This is a genomic window from Shewanella sp. 10N.286.54.B9, from assembly GCF_041468565.1.
Classification (GTDB): Bacteria; Pseudomonadota; Gammaproteobacteria; order Enterobacterales; family Shewanellaceae; genus Shewanella.
Map to the genome: position 1 here is coordinate 75,024 of NZ_JBFRIY010000021.1, position 19,861 is coordinate 94,884.

At 44.1% G+C, this 19,861-nt stretch carries 18 protein-coding genes; 16 read left to right on the forward strand and 2 right to left on the reverse strand.

The genetic code is table 11. The features are described 5' to 3' along the window. Positions 1–61: 61 nt before the first annotated feature. Positions 62–1,204, reverse strand: a complete 1,143-nt coding sequence (locus tag AB4135_RS08175; RefSeq protein WP_371991953.1) for an FAD-dependent monooxygenase — start codon at positions 1,202–1,204, stop codon at positions 62–64. Between the two features lie 361 nt (positions 1,205–1,565). Here AB4135_RS08175 and AB4135_RS08180 point away from each other — a divergent pair, with 361 nt between their 5' ends. From AB4135_RS08180 to AB4135_RS08215, 8 genes are all read left to right on the forward strand, one after another. After that, complete coding sequence (locus tag AB4135_RS08180; RefSeq protein WP_371991903.1) at positions 1,566–1,880, forward strand: hypothetical protein; 315 nt, start codon at positions 1,566–1,568, stop codon at positions 1,878–1,880. Positions 1,881–1,975: 95 nt separating this feature from the next. After that, positions 1,976–3,403 (forward strand): tRNA (N6-isopentenyl adenosine(37)-C2)-methylthiotransferase MiaB, encoded by a 1,428-nt coding sequence (gene miaB / locus AB4135_RS08185; protein ID WP_371991905.1) that lies wholly within the window; start codon positions 1,976–1,978, stop codon positions 3,401–3,403. Positions 3,404–3,560: 157 nt separating this feature from the next. Further along, positions 3,561–4,601: a PhoH family protein gene (locus tag AB4135_RS08190; protein ID WP_371991907.1), complete on the forward strand. Its 1,041-nt coding sequence runs from the start codon at positions 3,561–3,563 to the stop codon at positions 4,599–4,601. Further along, a complete protein-coding gene (gene ybeY / locus AB4135_RS08195) occupies positions 4,594–5,064 on the forward strand; it encodes an rRNA maturation RNase YbeY (RefSeq protein WP_371991908.1) in 471 nt (156 codons plus the stop codon). The genes AB4135_RS08190 and ybeY overlap by 8 nt, the downstream gene beginning before the upstream one ends. 27 nt (positions 5,065–5,091) lie before the next feature. Then, entirely contained in the window at positions 5,092–5,967 is an 876-nt protein-coding gene (gene corC / locus AB4135_RS08200) for a CNNM family magnesium/cobalt transport protein CorC (RefSeq protein WP_248975871.1), read from the forward strand. Positions 5,968–6,002: 35 nt separating this feature from the next. Continuing rightward, positions 6,003–7,538 carry an apolipoprotein N-acyltransferase gene (lnt, locus tag AB4135_RS08205; protein ID WP_371991910.1) on the forward strand — a complete coding sequence of 512 codons (1,536 nt, stop codon included), beginning with the start codon at positions 6,003–6,005 and terminating at the stop codon, positions 7,536–7,538. After that, the gene (locus tag AB4135_RS08210; protein WP_371991911.1) at positions 7,535–8,026 is read left to right on the forward strand and encodes a prepilin-type N-terminal cleavage/methylation domain-containing protein; all 492 of its coding nucleotides are present in this window, start codon (positions 7,535–7,537) and stop codon (positions 8,024–8,026) included. Before lnt ends, AB4135_RS08210 begins: the two co-directional genes overlap by 4 nt. A gap of 319 nt (positions 8,027–8,345) precedes the next feature. After that, positions 8,346–10,211 (forward strand): methyl-accepting chemotaxis protein, encoded by a 1,866-nt coding sequence (locus AB4135_RS08215; RefSeq protein ID WP_371991913.1) that lies wholly within the window; start codon positions 8,346–8,348, stop codon positions 10,209–10,211. Positions 10,212–10,410: 199 nt separating this feature from the next. On the opposite strand, the gene AB4135_RS08220 is transcribed toward AB4135_RS08215, so the two are convergent. Further along, on the reverse strand, positions 10,411–10,911 hold the full coding sequence (locus tag AB4135_RS08220; RefSeq protein WP_371991915.1) for a zinc ribbon-containing protein: 501 nt from the start codon (positions 10,909–10,911) through the stop codon (positions 10,411–10,413). A 120-nt stretch (positions 10,912–11,031) separates the two neighbouring features. Here AB4135_RS08220 and leuS point away from each other — a divergent pair, with 120 nt between their 5' ends. The 8 genes from leuS to rodA all read left to right on the forward strand — a co-directional run bounded on the left by leuS (position 11,032) and on the right by rodA (position 19,798). Then, positions 11,032–13,611 carry a leucine--tRNA ligase gene (leuS, locus tag AB4135_RS08225; protein WP_371991917.1) on the forward strand — a complete coding sequence of 860 codons (2,580 nt, stop codon included), beginning with the start codon at positions 11,032–11,034 and terminating at the stop codon, positions 13,609–13,611. A gap of 59 nt (positions 13,612–13,670) precedes the next feature. Then, positions 13,671–14,165, forward strand: coding sequence for an LPS assembly lipoprotein LptE (lptE, locus tag AB4135_RS08230; RefSeq protein ID WP_371991919.1), 495 nt, complete (start codon positions 13,671–13,673; stop codon positions 14,163–14,165). Beyond that, positions 14,165–15,196 carry a DNA polymerase III subunit delta gene (holA, locus tag AB4135_RS08235; RefSeq protein WP_371991921.1) on the forward strand — a complete coding sequence of 344 codons (1,032 nt, stop codon included), beginning with the start codon at positions 14,165–14,167 and terminating at the stop codon, positions 15,194–15,196. Before lptE ends, holA begins: the two co-directional genes overlap by 1 nt. Further along, complete coding sequence (gene nadD, locus AB4135_RS08240) at positions 15,196–15,861, forward strand: nicotinate-nucleotide adenylyltransferase (RefSeq protein ID WP_371991923.1); 666 nt, start codon at positions 15,196–15,198, stop codon at positions 15,859–15,861. Before holA ends, nadD begins: the two co-directional genes overlap by 1 nt. A 93-nt stretch (positions 15,862–15,954) precedes the next feature. After that, complete coding sequence (rsfS, locus tag AB4135_RS08245) at positions 15,955–16,284, forward strand: ribosome silencing factor (RefSeq protein WP_371991924.1); 330 nt, start codon at positions 15,955–15,957, stop codon at positions 16,282–16,284. Beyond that, the gene (rlmH, locus tag AB4135_RS08250) at positions 16,284–16,754 is read left to right on the forward strand and encodes a 23S rRNA (pseudouridine(1915)-N(3))-methyltransferase RlmH (RefSeq protein WP_020913937.1); all 471 of its coding nucleotides are present in this window, start codon (positions 16,284–16,286) and stop codon (positions 16,752–16,754) included. The genes rsfS and rlmH overlap by 1 nt, the downstream gene beginning before the upstream one ends. Before the next feature lie 84 nt (positions 16,755–16,838). Continuing rightward, the gene (gene mrdA / locus AB4135_RS08255; protein ID WP_371991926.1) at positions 16,839–18,695 is read left to right on the forward strand and encodes a penicillin-binding protein 2; all 1,857 of its coding nucleotides are present in this window, start codon (positions 16,839–16,841) and stop codon (positions 18,693–18,695) included. After that, complete coding sequence (gene rodA, locus AB4135_RS08260) at positions 18,692–19,798, forward strand: rod shape-determining protein RodA (RefSeq protein WP_371991928.1); 1,107 nt, start codon at positions 18,692–18,694, stop codon at positions 19,796–19,798. Before mrdA ends, rodA begins: the two co-directional genes overlap by 4 nt. The last annotated feature ends 63 nt before the right edge of the window (positions 19,799–19,861 follow it).

Consider the following 19,861-nt stretch of genomic DNA (forward strand, 5'->3'; position numbering starts at 1 on the left):
TTATGATAAAAAAACGGAAAGCATCAATTGCTTTCCGTCTACCAAACTCGCTGCCAGCAAACTAATACCCCATGGCATATTTCAGTACATACTTTTTAATTGGACTATCGAAATTCGCCAGCTTAAGTGCGCTATTTCTTAATAATTTCAGTGGCAAAATGTCATTACTAAAGCTGGCATAAAACATATCCATTGCAGACATCATTAACTGGTTGTCTCGATAACGAGCCCCTTGGTATTGCTTTAGCACTTCAGGGGTCCACCAGCCAGATTCATTTTGTAGTTGGGACTCTATAGTAGTGATAAGCGCATCAACATCCTTAAAACCTAGGTTTACTCCCTGGCCTGCTAACGGGTTAATGGTATGCGCGGCATCGCCAACAATCACTAAATTATCACTGTAGTAGCGCTGTGCATGACGGCGGGTCAGCTTAAAGCTGGCTTTATTTACTACTTTAAAATCACGATCGAGTCGCTCTGGAAAGTATTGGTCTATCTGCTTCTTCAAGGCGTTATTGTTCATCTGAGACAACTGAGCAATACGATTAGCATCGTCATACCACACCAAAGAAGCATTGTTACCCGGTAATGGTAATAAAGAGCGCGGGCCGTCAGGCGTAAACTGCTGCCAGGTAACATCTTGTTCATCGCAGCTGGTTTCGATATTGATAAGCATGGCTGACTGCGCGTAATCCCAACCTGTAATACCTATGTTCGCCCATTGCCTAACATAGGAATTAGCACCATCAGCACCGATTAACAGCTTAGTCTCGAACATCCGCCCGTCTTCCAATGCAACATCAATAGCATCATTACCATGATTGCGTTGCAGTTGATTGATTTTAACAGGGCAATAGAGGCTAATATTGTCTAACTGCGCAATACGATCCCACAACGACAGTTGAATTAAGCGATTTTCAACAATATGTCCAAGGTGTGTAGCTCCTATTTGGTCACTGTGAAACTGAGTAATGCAGCCATCTAGCTCCCATGTCTCAAGGCCTTTATAGGCCACTTGACGCATGGTTTGTAAAGACTCAAGTGCACCTAACCGTGAAAGTAACTCTTCTGATGCAGCGCTAATCGCAGAGACTCTTAAGTCAAGAGGCTGGTTGCTTTCATACGCTTTTGGAGCAAACGCTTCTACTACAGCGACAGTTAGCCCTAATTGTGCTAATCCAATCGCCGTAGCCGCTCCAACCATACCGCCGCCCACGACAACTGCATCATATTTATCGTTGTTATTCTTCAGCTGTTCCACAGAACCAAACTCCAAAAAGGTGACACCAGTTATTTATATTGGCATCAGTTTACACTCAAAATTGACTCTACTTGCTCTTTGCTACACAAAACTTGATCTAAAGTCGCGCTTCTTTTGACTACCGCCGGAAAATATAGCCTTGAATATGTCTTTTAATGTCTCAGCGAGCTCTAACGTATTAAAATGTGTCTGAGACGCTATCTGCTTACAACTGGTTACATCCCATTCTATCAACATACAAACCATATCATAGACTCAAGTTGTCACATTAATATAACCCCCCAACGGAATGAGTGAGAACGGTATGAGAAAGTTAATTTACGTAGCACTAATCGCCGCATCAATAAGCCCTTTTACAGCCCTAGCTGCAAATGACCAACAGGATATAGAGCATATGTCGGTCTTATATAGAGCACCACTTGAGTACGCAGCTTATCAATATACAACTGAAATGCTCAGTAACTTTAACCTTCAATTACTTGCTGACATCTATGTTCAAGCCCGCATGAGCAGTCTACAAATGGCCAAAGAACAGAGCCTTATGAGTAATAAGATCTCAATGGAACAACAGCATGATAAATCCTTAGCAAGTACAGGGGTAATGACCTCAGCAGAATAAATTCACTCAAACATAGGCTAAATGCTAGCCAGCGGCCTGTATTAGCGTTAAAATATTGCGCTATTTTTTCGGTGCCTCTAGAGTGATACAAACTGATGAGTAAAAAACTCCATATTAAAACTTGGGGCTGTCAAATGAATGAGTATGACTCATCAAAGATGGCTGATCTTCTCGACGAATATGAAGGCTATGAGCTAACAGATGAAGCAGAAGAAGCAGATGTGCTGCTATTGAACACCTGCTCTATTCGTGAGAAAGCACAAGAAAAGGTTTTTCATCAGCTAGGGCGTTGGAAAACATTAAAAGACAAAAAGCCTGGGCTTATTATTGGCGTGGGTGGCTGTGTTGCTTCACAAGAAGGTAAAGCAATTAAAGAGCGAGCACCGAGTGTTGATCTTATTTTTGGCCCACAAACACTACACCGTTTGCCAGAGATGCTCGATCAGATTAAAGATGGCAAAAAAGCCGTTATTGACGTTAGTTTTCCAGAAATTGAAAAATTCGACCGTCTACCAGAGCCACGTGCCGATGGCCCTAGCGCATTCGTATCTATCATGGAAGGTTGCAGCAAGTACTGCTCTTTCTGTGTAGTGCCTTATACGCGCGGTGAAGAAGTTAGCCGTCCATTAGACGACATCATTCTAGAAATTGCACAGTTAGCCGACCAAGGCGTACGTGAAGTTAACCTTCTAGGACAGAACGTGAATGCTTACCGTGGTGCGACTCATGATGATGAGATCTGTACTTTCGCAGAACTACTACGTTATGTTGCAGCAATCGATGGTATTGACCGTTTACGTTTTACCACCAGTCATCCGATTGAATTCTCTCAAGACATTATCGATGTCTATGAAGACACGCCTGAACTAGTAAGCTTCTTGCATTTGCCAGTTCAGTCTGGTTCTGACCTGATATTAACGCAGATGAAGCGTGGCCATATGGCAATTGAATACAAGTCAATTATTCGCCGTCTACGTAAAGCGCGTCCTGACATTCAGATCAGTTCTGACTTCATCATTGGCTTCCCAGGTGAATCAAAGCAAGATTTTGCTGACACCATGAAACTCATTGAAGATATTCAATTCGATCACAGCTTTAGCTTTATCTATAGCGCTCGCCCAGGTACGCCTGCAGCCGATCTTCCTGATGATGTGACATTAGAAGAGAAAAAAGAGCGCTTAGCGATATTACAAGATCGTATCACTCAGCAAGCAATGCGCTACAGTCGCCACATGGTAGGTACCGTTCAGCGTATTTTGGTTGAGGGTCCGTCAGTTAAAAACCCGATGGAACTACGTGGTCGTACTGAAAATAGCCGTGTGGTTAACTTTGAAGGCAAGCCTGAGCATATCGGTGGTTTTGTCGATGTAGAGATTGTTGATGTTTATACCAACTCACTTCGCGGTGTGTTCATTCGCGCTGAAGATGAGATGGATTTACGCCGAGACCTACGCCCATCAGATATTATGGCAAAATACAAACAGGATGATGCCTTAGGTGTCACCCAGTATACTCCGTCTTAACAGGCTGAATAGATACAAGTAAATAGTAAGATAGAGCGGCATTTCTGATGCCGCTTTTTTCGTTGCTATAACCATTAAAAAATACCATTCGCAATTATTGAATATCGCTCGTAAACTAGAGTGCTAGCAATAATATTCTTAAATTTGGAGTTATTTTTTGTCAAACAAGTTAACGACGCTCAACCTGTATTTAGAGCCTGCTGAAACACGCCGACTAGCCTCACTTTGCGGTCCTTTTGATGACAACATTAAACAATTGGAACGCCGTATTGGTGTCGAGATCAGCTATCGCAACAATCACTTTCAGATTGTTGGTGCACCGCAGAACTGCCTAACCGCTAATAACTTGTTAAAAGACTTATATATAGAGACACAGCCTCTTAGAGGCAGTACACCGGATCTTGAACCTGATACCGTGCACCTAGCGATTCAAGAAGCCGTTGCATTGGACTTAGAAGCGCCTCGAGATGAAAAGGAACTCTATATTAAAACTAAGCGTGGGGTGATTAAGCCACGTAACCCAAATCAGAGCGATTATGTGCGTAATATTGTCTCCCATGATATTACCTTTGGTATTGGCCCGGCAGGTACCGGTAAAACCTATTTAGCTGTCGCTGCAGCAGTCGATGCATTGGAGCGTCAAGAGGTTCGTCGAATCCTGTTGACCCGCCCTGCAGTTGAAGCTGGTGAGAAACTCGGCTTTTTGCCGGGAGATTTAAGTCAGAAAGTCGACCCCTATCTACGCCCTCTCTATGATGCATTGTTTGAGATGATGGGCTTTGAGAAAGTTGAACGCCTGATTGAGCGCAACGTGATTGAAGTGGCACCGTTAGCTTATATGCGTGGACGCACATTAAACGATGCCTTTATCATTCTGGATGAGAGTCAGAACACAACGGTTGAGCAGATGAAGATGTTTCTAACCCGAATTGGTTTTAATTCACGCGCAGTGATTACCGGTGATATCACTCAAATAGATCTGCCAAAACATCAAAAGTCAGGACTACGTCATTCAATCGAAGTATTAGGCGAGGTCAGTGAAATAAGCTTTAACTTCTTCCAAGCAAAAGATGTGGTTCGTCACCCTGTAGTGGCTAGAATTGTTGAAGCCTATGAAGCATTTGACTTAAAAACTCAGACAACTAAAGGCAACAAAGACAGCCAATATCAACTACAAGAAGTGCCAAACCATGACTAATACTGCTACGAGTGTTGATCTCGATCTGCAAGTCGCAGTTGAGGGATTTGAACTTCCATCAGCACAAGAAATGGAACTTTGGGTAAAAACAGCACTCAGAGATAGCATGCTTCAAGCAGAATTGACCATTCGCATTGTTGATGTGGCTGAAAGTCAGATGCTTAATAGCACCTATCGCGGAAAGGACAAACCGACTAATGTGTTGTCATTTCCGTTTGAAGCACCACCAGGCATAGAGCTACCGTTGCTGGGCGACTTAGTCGTTTGTGCTGCGGTAGTCGAGCAAGAAGCAATTGATCAGAATAAAACCCTTAACGCACATTGGGCACACATGGTTGTACATGGTTGTCTCCATCTGCTAGGGTATGATCATATTGAAGATATAGAGGCAGAAGAGATGGAGTCATTAGAGACCCAACTAATTGAAAGCCTTGGTTTTAACAATCCTTATCAGGAGCAATAATTGACTCAAATGAGTCGATAAAAAACTATGAGTGACGATATCCCCCCGAGTACCAGCGCCCAAAAGAAGGGCTGGTTGGACAAAGTAAGTCAGTTATTCCAGGGCGAACCCCAAAATCGCGAAGACTTGGTTGATGTGATTCACGATGCAGAGCAGCGTGAAGTGATCAGTGAAGATACGCGTGAAATGATTAAAGGTGTTTTAGAGGTCTCCGATCTTCGAGTGCGGGATATTATGATCCCACGCGCGCAAATCGTCGCACTTCAAATAGACAATACGGTAGAAGAGCTACTCTCTACTGTTATCGGCTCAGCACACTCCCGCTTTCCAGTAGTCAATGAAGATAAAGATCATATTGAGGGTATATTACTCGCCAAAGATCTACTTCAGTATGGCTTCAAGAACAGTGAAAAACCTTTTGAGCTTGGCCAAGTTATCCGCCCAGCTGTAGTTGTCCCAGAAAGTAAACGAGTCGATGTATTACTAAAAGAGTTCCGTTCTCAGCGTTATCATATGGCGATTGTTGTTGATGAATACGGTGGTGTATCAGGTTTGGTGACCATTGAAGATATCCTCGAAGAGATTGTCGGTGATATTGAGGATGAGTTTGATCATGACTCTGCTGAAGAGACTGAAATCAAACAAGTCGCTAAACAGGTCTTTATGGTTAAAGCACTCACTCCTATTGATGACTTCAATGAAGCCTTCGCTACACAATTTAGTGATGAAGAGTTTGATACCGTTGGTGGTTTAGTTTCTCATGCGTTTGGGCATTTGCCAGAACGAGATGAAAAGGTCACGATTGAAGGTATAGAGTTTAAAGTCGTTAATGCAGATACTCGTAGACTGATTCAACTACGTGTGAAGTTTCCTGATAAAACTGTAAGCGAGACTATTGCCTAGCAATTATCCGTCTACAGCCCCCATGATGAGGCAGTATGCTGAATAAATTTCGGGCAGCCGCCCATCATACCTATCTTAGATTGGTGCTAGCCTTTGCGGCTGGTGCCATGACAGCCCTTGCTTTTGCCCCCTACTCTTACTGGCCGTTATATTTAATTGCCATGGCATTTGCGCTGCATCAAAGTGCAGGCTTATCGGCAAAACAGGGGATGCAATACTGGTTGAGTTTCGGTTTTGGCTGTTTTGCTATTGGTATAAGCTGGGTACATGTCAGTATGGATACCTTTGGCGGCATGCCGCTCATTGCTTCCATTGCACTGATGGCTTTATTGGCATTATATCTTGCCTTATACCCAGCGATAACCGGCTACCTGTTGCAAAAGCTAACACCTGAGACGAGCCTTAGTCGCAACTTAATGCTATTCCCCGCACTGTGGACGTTAACAGAATGGGCCCGAGGCTGGGTACTTACTGGCTTCCCATGGTTGTGGGCAGGATACAGTCAAACACAAGGGCCATTGAAGCCAATTGCTTCAATGACTGGCACCTTAAGTCTAAGCTTTATTGTGGCTCTGCTTGCTGGCGCACTGGCACTTTGTATTGCAAAGCGCTGGCGCAGCATATTAGTTGTTTTGCCAACTCTGGCAATATTAACCTTTATCGCACCGTTAACTTCGACCGTTGAGCCTAAAGATGACGAGCTTAGCGTGGCATTGGTGCAAGGTAACATCCCCCAGAGCATGAAGTGGGAACCTGATGCATTATGGCCAACAATGCTCAAGTATATGGACCTCTCTCGGCCTGAGTTTTCTGCCGATCTAATTGTTTGGCCTGAAGCTGCGATTCCGGCACCTGAATATGTAGTTAAAGATTTTCTGTATAACGCTAATGCAGTAGCTAACTTAAATGACAGTGCCATTATTACTGGGATACCTACAGTTGAGGCTGGTCGCTTCTATAACTCACTTATCGTATTGGGTAATTACAACGCAAAGCAGCAAGAACAAGCCGATTATTACGGCGAAGCGCATAACGAGTTTAAAAAACACCACTTAGTACCTATTGGCGAGTTTGTGCCACTTGAATCTCTATTAAGACCACTTGCTCCTTTCTTTAACTTACCCATGTCCTCCTTTAATCGTGGTGACTATAAACAACAGAACTTAAATGCTGTAGGGCACCAGATATCACCCGCTATTTGCTATGAGATTGCTTTTCCTGAGCAGCTAAGAGCCAACATGAATGACAGCACCGATCTGCTATTAACCGTGTCAAATGATGCCTGGTTTGGCACATCTAACGGACCACTGCAGCATATGGAAATAGCGCAGATGCGTTCGGTAGAACTTGGTAGACCACTGGTTCGCGCCACTAATAATGGCGTCACAGCGGTAGTCGATGAAAATGGTAATATTACCCACCAGCTACCGCAATTTGAAGCGGGTGTGCTGACTGCTGATATCGCCTTGGTAAAAGGCCACACCTTGTTTACCTACATAGGCCAGTGGCCAATACTGATATTGAGCTTTTTGCTGGCTTTGATCAGCATATTAAGGAAATTTAAAAAGTGACATCGATTAAAGCGAAAAATGGATTTACCTTAATCGAGTTGGTGGTGGTCATCATTATTCTCGGAATTTTAGCGATAATTGCAGCCCCAAAATTCATCGGCTTGTCCACTGAAGCCAGAACAGAAGCCGTCAACCAGATAGAGGCCAGTGTGAAAACGGCCAATCAGCTAGTCTATGCGAAGTCACAAATGCCCGGCCTTGGAGTCAGACCACACAGTAGCCGAGATGATATTATAGATGTCGACATTGATGGTGATGGCAGCTTTGAAACTAGGCTATTATCAGGCTATTTAGATAATACTGACATAAAGAACTGGATTGAACTTGATGATGTGTTTGTTATCGAAGAGCAAAGTATAAACTTTACCTACATAGGTTATGACCACAACCAAGATGGCAAAGTCAGAGATGATTTATGCTACTTCAGGTATCAGCAAGCCACAGCCAACAGTGCCCCCCTTTACCTTACAGAACATAGTGGCTGCTAATCTATCGATTTGCGAATCGATAGAAGCATAGTATTCCCCCAGCCACAACGCTTAAGCCTTACAATTGAAGCTGTAGTCTTTAAATAAGAATACAGCTCTTTGAAATTATCTTCTCTGCATCTCATTAATTTCAATGATAAAGTCACATTTCTAATACTTATTTATGACAAACCACTAAAGATCACTCAATATCTAGCCGATAATAACAATTGAAACATATATTAATAATTTGTAGTCAATCATAAGGAGATGTATCGGCTGCGCAGTTTTCGGTGCTAACTATATAAAAGCTTTAGTACCGTTATTTTTGGGGATTAGCATGAAATTTTTACATAAAATAGTTATCAGCGCGAGTTTGATTTTAATCTTGTCTTTAGGCGGCTTATCAAGCTACCAGTACTTTCAAGTTAAGCAGCAGATAAATAGCCAAGTCACACAAAGTGTGACTGAAATAACCGATTCAATGGCGAACAATATTGAAGCTGTTATGGCTGAAAAGTCAGATTTGATTCGTTTTGCAACAGCGTTATTTGAAGCCGATCTCTCAGATGAAAACTTCCAACAAATATTAGGTCAAGCAGTCATCAAAGAGCACTTCATTTTAGCCGGTATGGGGCTAGAATCAGGGCACTTTATCGGCAATGAAGCCAGTTGGCAGCCGCAGAATTATGATCCTCGTAATAGAATGTGGTACCAAGAGGCTAAAAAGCATGGCAAGCAGCTTTTCACTGCCCCCTACGCCGATGCCAGTAGCGGGGAGATCTTAGTCTCAGTTGCTGCGCCTCTGTTTAATAATGGCGCCTTTAAAGGGGTTATGTTTGCAGATATCAGCCTAAAAGCCCTCGCTGATATTAGTAACAAAGCTAATTTATTTGGTGCCGGTGATGCTTTTATTGTAGGTAACGATGGTAATTTTATTGCTTACCCCGATGCGAGCATGAATGGTCAGCCAATGAGTCAGGTATTTGGCCGCCAATTAGATATCAATCACAAGACCGCTCACATAACGGTAAATGGTAAAGAGCATAGTGTTATTTTCACCCCTTTATCAGGCTTAGATTGGAGCCTGGGGGTGGTACTTGACGAAGATATAATTTACGCGGCAGCAGATAAATTGCGCGGTGACGCCATTTTCTATTCACTGCTAGCATTAGTTTTGGCTACATTGCTAATGGCGGGGCTTATCAAGCGCTTAATGAAACCATTAGCAATTCTCAACCAAGCAATGGAAGATGTTGCATCTGGAGAAGGTGATTTAACCAGAAGGTTAAGTACTGATTCTGATTTAGAGTTTGCCAGTTTAGCTAACAGCTTTAATCGCTTTGTCATTAAACTTCAAGGGCTGATCCAGCAGGTTAAGGTAATTGGTGGTGAAGTTGCATTAGGCACTGAGATGACGACTGAAGGTGCCCAAGCTGCAGCAAGAGCGATGGAGCGACAAACTCAAGAAGTCGAGCAACTAGCAACCGCTATGCATGAAATGTCAGTAACCGCCTCTGAAGTCGCATCCAATGCTCAAACAGCTGCATTTGCCGTTCAACAAGCAGATACTGCCGTCAGTCATGGTGCTACGGCTGTCGATCAAACCACCAGTTCAATTGATCACTTGTCGGAACAAATAGCACAAGCAAGTGAAGTGGTGCAAGAACTAGAGGCTGATACAGTCAGTATTGAGTCCATTCTAAGTGTTATTAATGAAATCGCCGGACAGACTAACTTATTGGCTCTAAACGCTGCAATTGAAGCGGCTAGAGCGGGTGAATCAGGCAGGGGCTTCGCTGTTGTAGCAGACGAAGTCAGAAGTTTGGCGGCTCGTACCCAGGAATCGACATCAGAGATTAAAGATAAAATTGAGAAGTTGCAGACAGGAGTTGCCGCTGTTGTGCATGTCATGGATGAGAGCCGCGGCACAACCAAGCAAACCGTAGAAAAAGCGTTGACCGCAAATGACACACTCAAAGAGATCCGCCACAGCATTCAAGAGATCACAGATATGAACCTGCAAATCGCAAGCGCTGCGGAGGAGCAGAGTCAAGTTGCTGAAGAAATGAATAAAAACACAGCGAATATTAAAGATCTGACTGTAGAAGTTGCTGAAAATGCGAGCCAAGCTGATTTGGCAATGGTGGCTCAAATGAAACAAGTAAAAGAGCAAGAAGCATTGCTTAGTCAGTTCATTGTCTAGCATTAACCTTGCTAATTAGCACCACGAGTACTATTCGATAAAAATACCCGCAATATGCGGGTATTTTTATAACCACACGCTATAGGACATTCAAACATACTTTAAATGAACTGATTGCAGTGCTCTGATAAAGCCAAAGTCCTGCGAGATTCATGACCAAGACGACTCGCTTATCGACTAATGAGTCATTGGTGCACGACTACGGTGCTAATGCTTCACGAGTAAATTCACCATTATCACACTCGGAACAATCAGAGATTACACCCGGAAACTCTATTTTGGCCTCATGCCCACAAGCGGTACAAACCATGGTTCCCTGACCAACAATTTCGCCAGTTTCATAATAACCATGATGCTTAAAGTCCTGTGCGACTTCATGCCACTCCACCTGACTTCTATCAGTAATTTCGCTGAGCCAATGCCATAAAGTATTCTCAACAGTGATCATTGTCGGGCTATGACTTAGGTCTTTAGCATTTTGCTCTTGTAAAAAACTGGCAATATCACGTTTTAAAAATTGTTCAACCAAAGCGAGCTCTTCTGCTTTTGCTTGCTCTTTAATGGCCAAGAATTCTTTACTGCTCTGGGTCTGCTGATACAAACTCTTTACAGTCAATGAGTTATCATCAGTATATTGAGCTTTTATCTGCTGGATAAGCTTCTCATACAGCGAAAGTAACTCAGTACTTTTATCACTCATAGTAAATACTCCTTCTACGAACCTTTTTAATGACTCACTTCTAGTTTATTCTATGTCGATATAACTCGCGTAGAAATAGCGCGAGATCAAACAATAGGCGGCATGGCCGGAAATAGATTGATGCAAGAACAATATACTCCTTCTGAAATTGAAGCAAAAGTGCAACAGCACTGGAAAGACGAAAAGACATTTGAAGTTACCGAAGACGCAAACAAAGAAAAGTTCTACTGCCTTTCTATGTTTCCATACCCTTCTGGTCGTCTACACATGGGCCATGTACGTAACTACACCATAGGTGATGTAGTTGCACGTTACCAGCGCCTGCAAGGCAAAAATGTTCTACAACCTATTGGTTGGGACTCATTTGGTCTGCCTGCTGAAAACGCTGCGATTAAGAACAATACCGCACCGGCACCATGGACCTATGAGAACATAGACTACATGAAGAACCAGCTTAAAATGCTTGGTTTTGGTTATGACTGGTCACGTGAAATTGCCACTTGTACGCCAGAGTACTACCGTTGGGAACAGTGGTTCTTCACAAAGCTTTATGAAAAAGGCTTGGTTTATAAGAAGACTGCCAACGTAAACTGGTGTCCAAATGATGAAACCGTTCTGGCTAACGAACAAGTTATCGACGGCTGCTGTTGGCGCTGTGATACCACTGTTGAGCAAAAAGAGATCCCACAGTGGTTTATTAAAATTACTGAGTATGCCGACGAACTGCTAAAAGATATCGACCAGCTCGATGAGTGGCCAGAGCAAGTTAAGACCATGCAGCGTAACTGGATTGGTCGTAGTGAAGGCATCGAGATGACCTTCCAAGTTGCAGATAGTGACCAAAGCTTTGATATCTACACCACACGCCCTGACACTGTTATGGGCGTTACCTACGTAGCTATCGCTGCAGCACACCCTCTTGCGAAGCAAGCTGCTGCCAACAACCCTGCATTGGTTGAGTTTATCGAAGAGTGTAACAACGCTGACACCACCGAAGCCGCAATGGCAGCGATGGAAAAGAAAGGCGTTGCTACAGGCCTTAATGCTATCCACCCACTGACAGGTAAAGAAGTGCCTATCTGGGTCGGTAACTTTGTCTTAATGAACTACGGTACGGGTGCAGTCATGTCTGTGCCGGCACACGATCAGCGTGATTACGAGTTTGCTAAGAAATACGGCCTCACTATCGAAGGTGTGGTTAAGCCTGTTGATAGCGAACTCGATATCAGCGAAGAAGCCTACACTGATAAAGGTGTGCTGTTTAACTCTGCAGAATTTGACGGTCTTGATTTCCAAGCTGCGTTTGATGCAATCGATGCCAAGCTAACTGCTGAAGGCAAAGGTAAGCGCCAAGTGAACTTCCGTCTACGTGACTGGGGTGTTTCACGTCAACGCTACTGGGGAGCACCTATCCCTATGGTAACTCTGGCTGACGGCACCGTAATGCCTACACCAGAAGACCAACTACCGGTTATCTTGCCTGAAGATGTAGTTATGGATGGCATTCAGAGCCCAATCAAAGCCGATAAAGAGTGGGCAAAAACCACGATTAACGGCCAAGAAGCGTTCCGTGAAACCGATACCTTTGACACCTTTATGGAGTCATCTTGGTATTACGCTCGCTACTGTAGCCCGCATGCAGATGAGATGCTTGATCCTGCGAAAGCAAACTACTGGTTACCAGTCGATCAATACATTGGTGGTATCGAGCATGCTTGTATGCACCTATTGTACTTCCGCTTCTTCCATAAGTTACTGCGTGATACAGGCTTAGTGGACTCTAACGAGCCAGCTAAACGTCTACTGACTCAAGGTATGGTGTTAGCCGATGCTTACTACTATAACAATGAGAAAGGCGCACGCGTTTGGGTTGCCCCAAGTGATGTGACAGTGCTAGAAACTGATGACAAAGGCCGTACTGTAAAAGCTGTTGATAGTGAAGGTAATGAACTGGTTTATACCGGTATGAGCAAAATGTCTAAGTCTAAGAATAACGGTATCGACCCACAAGAGATGGTTGATAAATACGGTGCTGACACCGTTCGTCTATTCATGATGTTTGCAGCACCACCAGAGCTAACGCTTGAGTGGCAAGAATCGAGTGTTGAAGGCGCGCACCGCTTTATTAAGCGTTTGTGGAAAACAGCACACGATCATGTCGCTGCGGGCCCAACTGTCGCACTTGACGTTAAATCACTAAATGCTGCTCAAAAAGAGCTACGTCGTGAACTTCACAAGACCATCGCTAAAGTGGGTGATGATATTGAACGCCGCCAAATGTTCAATACTGCCATTGCATCGGTAATGGAGTTGATGAATCGCTTACAGAAGGCACCGACAGAATCAGATCAAGACAGAGCGTTAATGCAAGAAGCATTAAATGCTGTCACGCGTCTGCTTTACCCTATCATTCCACACACCAGCTTTAGCTTGTGGAATGAACTTGGTAACACGGGTGCGATTGAAGATGTACTCTGGCCAGAGGTTGATGAATCTGCACTTGTTGAAGACAGCAAGCTAATCATCGTTCAGGTTAACGGTAAACTACGGGCTAAAATTACGGTAGCAGCTGACGCGACTAAAGAAGTCGTTGAAGCAGCAGGTATGGCCGAAGAGGGTGTAGTTAAGCACACTGAAGGCAAAACCGTTCGTAAAGTTATCTACGTGCCGGGCAAACTGCTCAATATCGTCGCTAACTAAAGCCGACCCATGCACTTTGCCTTTGGCAAAGTGCAAACAAGGAAGACGAATCAAAGCTTATGCTAATTAAACGCATATTTTCAGTAACCTTAGCACTGAGTATTTTGCTCAGTGCGGGTTGCGGCTTTAAATTACAGGGAAGCTACTCAATCCCTGAACAATTGCAAACATTAAGCTTAACCAGTCAAGATGAGTACAGTGAGCTGACTCGTTTGGTGCGTGAGCGCTTAAGACTAAACAGTATTGCAGTTGTTGATCCCGCAGATAACATTCCAACAATTCGTATCATTAGTGACTCGCTCGATCGCTCAACCCTGTCTATCTACCCAACGGGTAATGTGGCCGAATATGAGCTTATCTACCAGGTCTCGTTTGCAGTGCAGTTGCCTAAAGCTGAATCACAACGTTTTGAAGTTGATATTCATCGCGACTATTTGGACGACCCCCGCACAGCACTCGCTAAAAGTAGAGAGATGCAATTGCTACTCAAAGAGATGCGTAACCAAGCGGCCGACCGTATTATTCAAACTTTGGCCGCTACAGAGGTTAATTGATGCGGGTCTACCCAGATCAATTGCTGCGAAATCTCAGCCCATTGCCCCAGTGTTGCCTTATCTTTGGTGACGATCCTTGGCTGTGTGAGCAGAGTCGTGCCACTTTACACCAAATAGCTAAACAGCAAGGCTTCGATGAAAAGATTCAATTAACTCAAGAAACTGGATTCAGTTGGAATGAATTAATTGACCAATGGCAGGCGATGAGCTTATTTTCTAGTCGTCGTATCATTGAGCTCACCCTGCCTACCGCAAAACCGGGGACAGAAGGAAGCGCCATGTTTCAATCATTAATGCAGATGGATAACCCAGATGTATTGCTGATTTTAACTGGGCCTAAACTCGCCGCAGAGCAAACCAAAAGTAAGTGGTTCAAATCACTTGATGCAAAAGGCGTTTACGTGCCTTGTATCACACCTGAGGGTGCTCAGTTCCAACGTTGGCTAGATGGCAGGATTAGCCATTACTCGTTGACGTTATCGCGTGATTCTCGAGAGATGCTATTTGCACTCTATGAGGGAAACTTGCTAGCAGCAGATCAGGCATTACAGCTTTTACAACTACTGAGCCCAACGGCACCCATCGAGCCTGAACAGCTAAGTCAATATTTTGAAGACCAATCACGCTTTAGTGTGTTCCAGCTAACAGATGCCATGTTAAGTAATCAGCAAGAAAAAGCGCAACATATCCTGTCGCAGCTTAAGAGCGAAGGCGTCGCAATGCCGATAATACTCTGGTCACTATTCAAAGAGCTAGGTGTGTTACTGCAACTAAAGACGGCTGAAGCAAATGGGCAAGCACTGCAAGGTCTTTGGAGTAAGCTGCGCATTTGGGATAAGCGTAAACCTTTATATCAACAAGCAATTAAACGTTTATCTCTAGCTCAAGTCGAAACCCTACTATCGACCTCATCAAGGTTAGAGTTAAAACTTAAACAGCAAGGTATAGAGGATTGGACAGGCCTAAGCCACATCTGTCTATTGTTTGATGCTAACGCCCACAACGCACTTAAACATATAGCGCTAGACTAATGAAAATTGCTATTTTGGGCGGCACCTTCGACCCGATACACTTTGGCCATATTCGACCAGCACTTGAAGTGCAACAGCAACTTGCGTTAGATGAAGTCTGGTTGATGCCAAATCATATACCGCCGCACAAAAGTGGCACTCACGTCAGTACCGATGACCGCTTGGCAATGGCACAGCTTGTATGTGATGCTTTTCCACCGCTAAAACTATGTGCGATTGAAGCTTTACGACAAAGTCCATCTTATACCGTGACAACACTGCAAGCGCTCAAGCAACAATATCCGCAACATGAATTCTACTTTCTAATGGGAATGGACTCATTTTTGGGGTTACAAAGTTGGTACCATTGGCAAGATTTATTTGAGCTGTGTCACCTTGTCGTTTGCCAGCGTCCAGGTTCAACATTGTCACAACAGCACCCGATGCATACTGTTCTGGCACAACATGAATATGTTCCCAGTGCTGAAGTGAAAACAAAGTCAGACAAAATAGGGTTCATCTACCGCGTTTCTATCACCGAGCAACCTTTTTCATCGACTCAAGTACGAGCAGACCTCTATCAAGGATTAGCAATCAAAGACGCTATACCTGCCTGTATTGAGCAATATATAAAGCAGCATCAGTTATATGCCCCAAAGGCTCCTCAGCCACTACTAAAATCTTAAGCGTTAAAGTCACTATTTCTAATCTTCTCTATTAATCTACTACCTATTACCTGCTATACTATCGCGCTGTCTAAAAATTAATGGGGTATCCGCGTGGAAAGCGCCGAGCTAAAGCAATTTGTAATCGATAAGGTTGAAGACCTTAAAGCTAAAGATATTGTCGTCATGGACGTATCAGAGAAATCTAACATCGCCGATTTTATGGTGGTATGTACAGGTAACTCAAAAACACATGTTAAAGCAATCGCTGAAAATTTAGTGGTTGAATCAAAACGTGCTGGCCTAAATATTTTAGGTGTTGAAGGCCGTGAAAGCAGTGAATGGGTTCTTGTTGACCTAGGTGATGTGATCATGCACGTAATGCAAGACCAAACTCGTGACTTCTACCAGCTTGAAAAGCTATGGTCAGAAAAACCTGAATAATGAAAATTCAGTTAGTTGCAGTTGGAACCCGCATGCCAGACTGGGTCGAAACAGGTTTTAAGGAATACCAGCGCCGCTTTCCTCGAGATATGGCGCTTGAGTTAATTGAAATCCCCGCTGGCAAACGCGGTAAAAATGCCGATATAGCTCGCATCCTCCAAAAAGAGGGCGAGTTAATGTTGGCAGCAATCCCAAAAGGCAATCATATCGTGAGCCTCGATCTTCCAGGTAAAAACCTGAAGACTCCTGAGCTGGCGCAACAGATGAATAAATGGTTACTCGATGGCCGTGACGTTAGTCTGTTAATTGGTGGGCCAGAGGGACTGTCTCCAGACTGTAAAAAAGCAGCGGCACAAAGCTGGTGCTTATCAGCGTTAACTCTTCCCCATCCTTTGGTTAGAGTGATTGTTGCAGAAAGTCTTTATCGAGGCTGGAGTATTAACAATAATCATCCCTACCATAGAGAATAATATCGACTTTACATTCAGTTAGTCTTACCTTAGCAGGGCTAAGATATGTGCTTGGCACCTTTTTTTGAGCAGGAGAAAATGTAAGTGTCCCCTAGAAAGCGCATCACCATGAACGACCATGCAGCTGAAGCTTCGCTGTTTAAACGTCGCGCTCTATTTACTTTCCTTTGTGTTGTCATTCTGCTGAGTTTGCTGTTAGTCAATCTCTACCAACTGCAGATCCTCTCTTACAAAGATTATGCAACACGTTCAAACGACAACCGCATCCGAGTCGTGCCAGTTGCCCCTAGTCGCGGCCTTATCTATGACAGACACGGGAAACTGCTGGCAGAAAATCAACCATTTTTCTCATTAGAAATGGTGCCTGAGAAAGTCAAAAACATCAGTGACACGTTAGATAAATTAAGCAACGTCATCTCTCTTTCTAGCGATGAAAAAGAGAACGTTATAGAAGCGCTTAAGTACCATCGCCGCTTCAAGCCGCTAACCATTAAAAATAGGCTGACCGAGGAGCAAGTCGCTGAATTTAGTGTCAATCAACATCAGTTTCCAGGCTTCTCGATTGAAGCAGGCCTTAAGCGCCACTACCCCTATAATGGCCTGATGACACACGCTTTAGGTTATGTTGGCAAAATCAATAGCCGAGATAGAACTTCACTTGAGAAAAATAACAAATGGAGTAATTACGCCGCCACTAAAGATATCGGCAAACAGGGTATCGAAAAGTTTTATGAAAGCATGCTACTCGGCAAACCTGGTCACCTCGAAGAGGAAGTGAATAACCGCGGGCGAACTATTAGAACCTTGAAGTCAGAGCCGCCAATGCCTGGCCAAGACATCTATTTAACCTTAGATCTCAAGCTACAAAAAAAGGCGATGGAGCTTTTAAATGGCAGACGCGGCTCCGTTGTTGCTATTGACCCACGTGATGGTGGCATCTTAGCACTGTTATCCAGCCCAACTTACGATCCTAATCAGTTTGTACATGGGATCAGTAGTAAAGCTTACAACGAGCTTCTCAACTCCAGGTCACGACCGTTAATCAACCGGGCTACCCAAGGGCAATATGCCCCTGCATCTACGGTGAAGCCGCATTTGGCATTACTTGGCCTTGAGAACAAAAGCATTACTCCGAAGACACGCATTTGGGATCCAGGCTTTTGGCAGATCCCCGGTGTTGAGCGTAAGTATCGAGACTGGAAGCGTTGGGGTCACGGTTGGGTTGATGTTAATAGCGCGATTGTCAGTTCATGTGACACCTACTTCTATGACTTAGCCTATAAAACAGGGGTTGATGCGATTGCCAACTTTATGGAACCATTTGGTTTTGGAGAGCGCACCGGTGTCGATATCTTTGAAGAGTCCGCAGGCATCATGCCATCTAAAGATTGGAAGCGTCTACGCTATAACCAGCCTTGGTATATTGGCGATACTATTTCGGTCGGAATTGGCCAGGGCTACTGGACTACTACCCCACTGCAGCTTGCAAATGCCACCGCAATTATGGCAAACAAAGGCCGCCGTTTTGTGCCTCACCTGCTCAAATCAATTCAAGATCAGACAGCAAAAATTGATTCGCCAGCAGATGAACTGGCACCGATTGTGCTCAAAGACCCCAAAAACTGGGACATAATAAACGAAGCTATGCGCGACACAGCGCATAAATCACGTTTCACCGATGCCAAGTACACCGCAGCGATGAAGACAGGTACCGCGCAGGTATTTAGTGTGGCAGAAGATGCTAAGTATGATGCAGAGACTATTGACGAACACTTGCGAGATAACGCTTTGATTATTGCCTATGCTCCCTACGAAAACCCAAAAATTGTTCTGGCGGTAGTGCTTGAGAATGCCGGTTGGGGCGGTGCAAATGCAGGCCCTGTAGCACGTGCTCTGCTTGATGAGTATTTACTAAGAGATTCATGGGAAGACGAAAAATGAGTGCTCATAACAACCGACCTAATATTTGGCAACGTCTACATATTGATCTGCCATTACTCATCGGCTTGCTGGCATTGATGGGCTTCGGGCTTGTGGTTATCTATTCAGCAGGTGGCGAAGATCTAGCACTGATGGACCGCCAGTTAGTTCGTATGGGCCTATCGCTAGTCATTATGTTTGCAGTAGCGCAGATTAACCCTGAGATTTTACGGCGATGGGCATTCCCTATCTATATAGCGGGAATAATTTTGCTGCTCGGAGTGCACTTTTTTGGTGAGATAAACAAAGGAGCACAGCGCTGGCTCAATCTTGGTTTTATGGAGTTTCAGCCCTCTGAGCTAATCAAGCTAGCATTCCCGATAACCATGGCATGGTATATCAGTAAGTTTCCGTTGCCACCGAAAAAGCGTTACCTAGCAGGCGCGGTTGTCATCTTATTGGTACCCACGCTACTTATTGCCAAACAGCCAGATTTGGGCACATCAATTTTGGTTGCTGCTTCTGGTATATTTGTCCTGTTTCTTTCAGGCATGAGCTGGCGCATTGTAGGTGGTTGTATTGGCGCAGTATTAGCCATGCTACCCGCCCTGTGGTTTTTCTTTATGCATGACTACCAACGTACACGCGTCATGACACTACTCGACCCAGAAAAAGATCCTCTTGGTGCAGGCTATCATATCATTCAGTCGAAAATTGCCATTGGTTCAGGTGGCCTATGGGGTAAAGGCTGGCTCGATGGAACACAATCGCAACTTGAGTTTTTACCAGAGCGCCACACTGACTTTATCTTTGCCGTGATTGGCGAGGAGTTTGGGCTTATCGGCAGTTTACTGCTGCTAACGCTGTATCTATATGTTATTGGCCGCGGCCTTGTAATTGCTTCACGTGCCCAAACTAGCTTTGCTCGCTTACTCGCAGGGAGTATTACTTTAACTTTCTTTGTTTACATTTTTGTAAACATCGGCATGGTTTCAGGATTATTACCTGTAGTAGGTGTACCTCTGCCACTGATAAGTTATGGTGGTACCTCGATGCTGACATTAATGACTGGATTTGGGATCTTAATGAGTATCCATACTCATAGACGCTTCATTGATAGATAACTGACTCACGTTAAAAATTCACTCGCTGGAGCTTAAATTTATTGGCTCCAATTGAAGTATAGG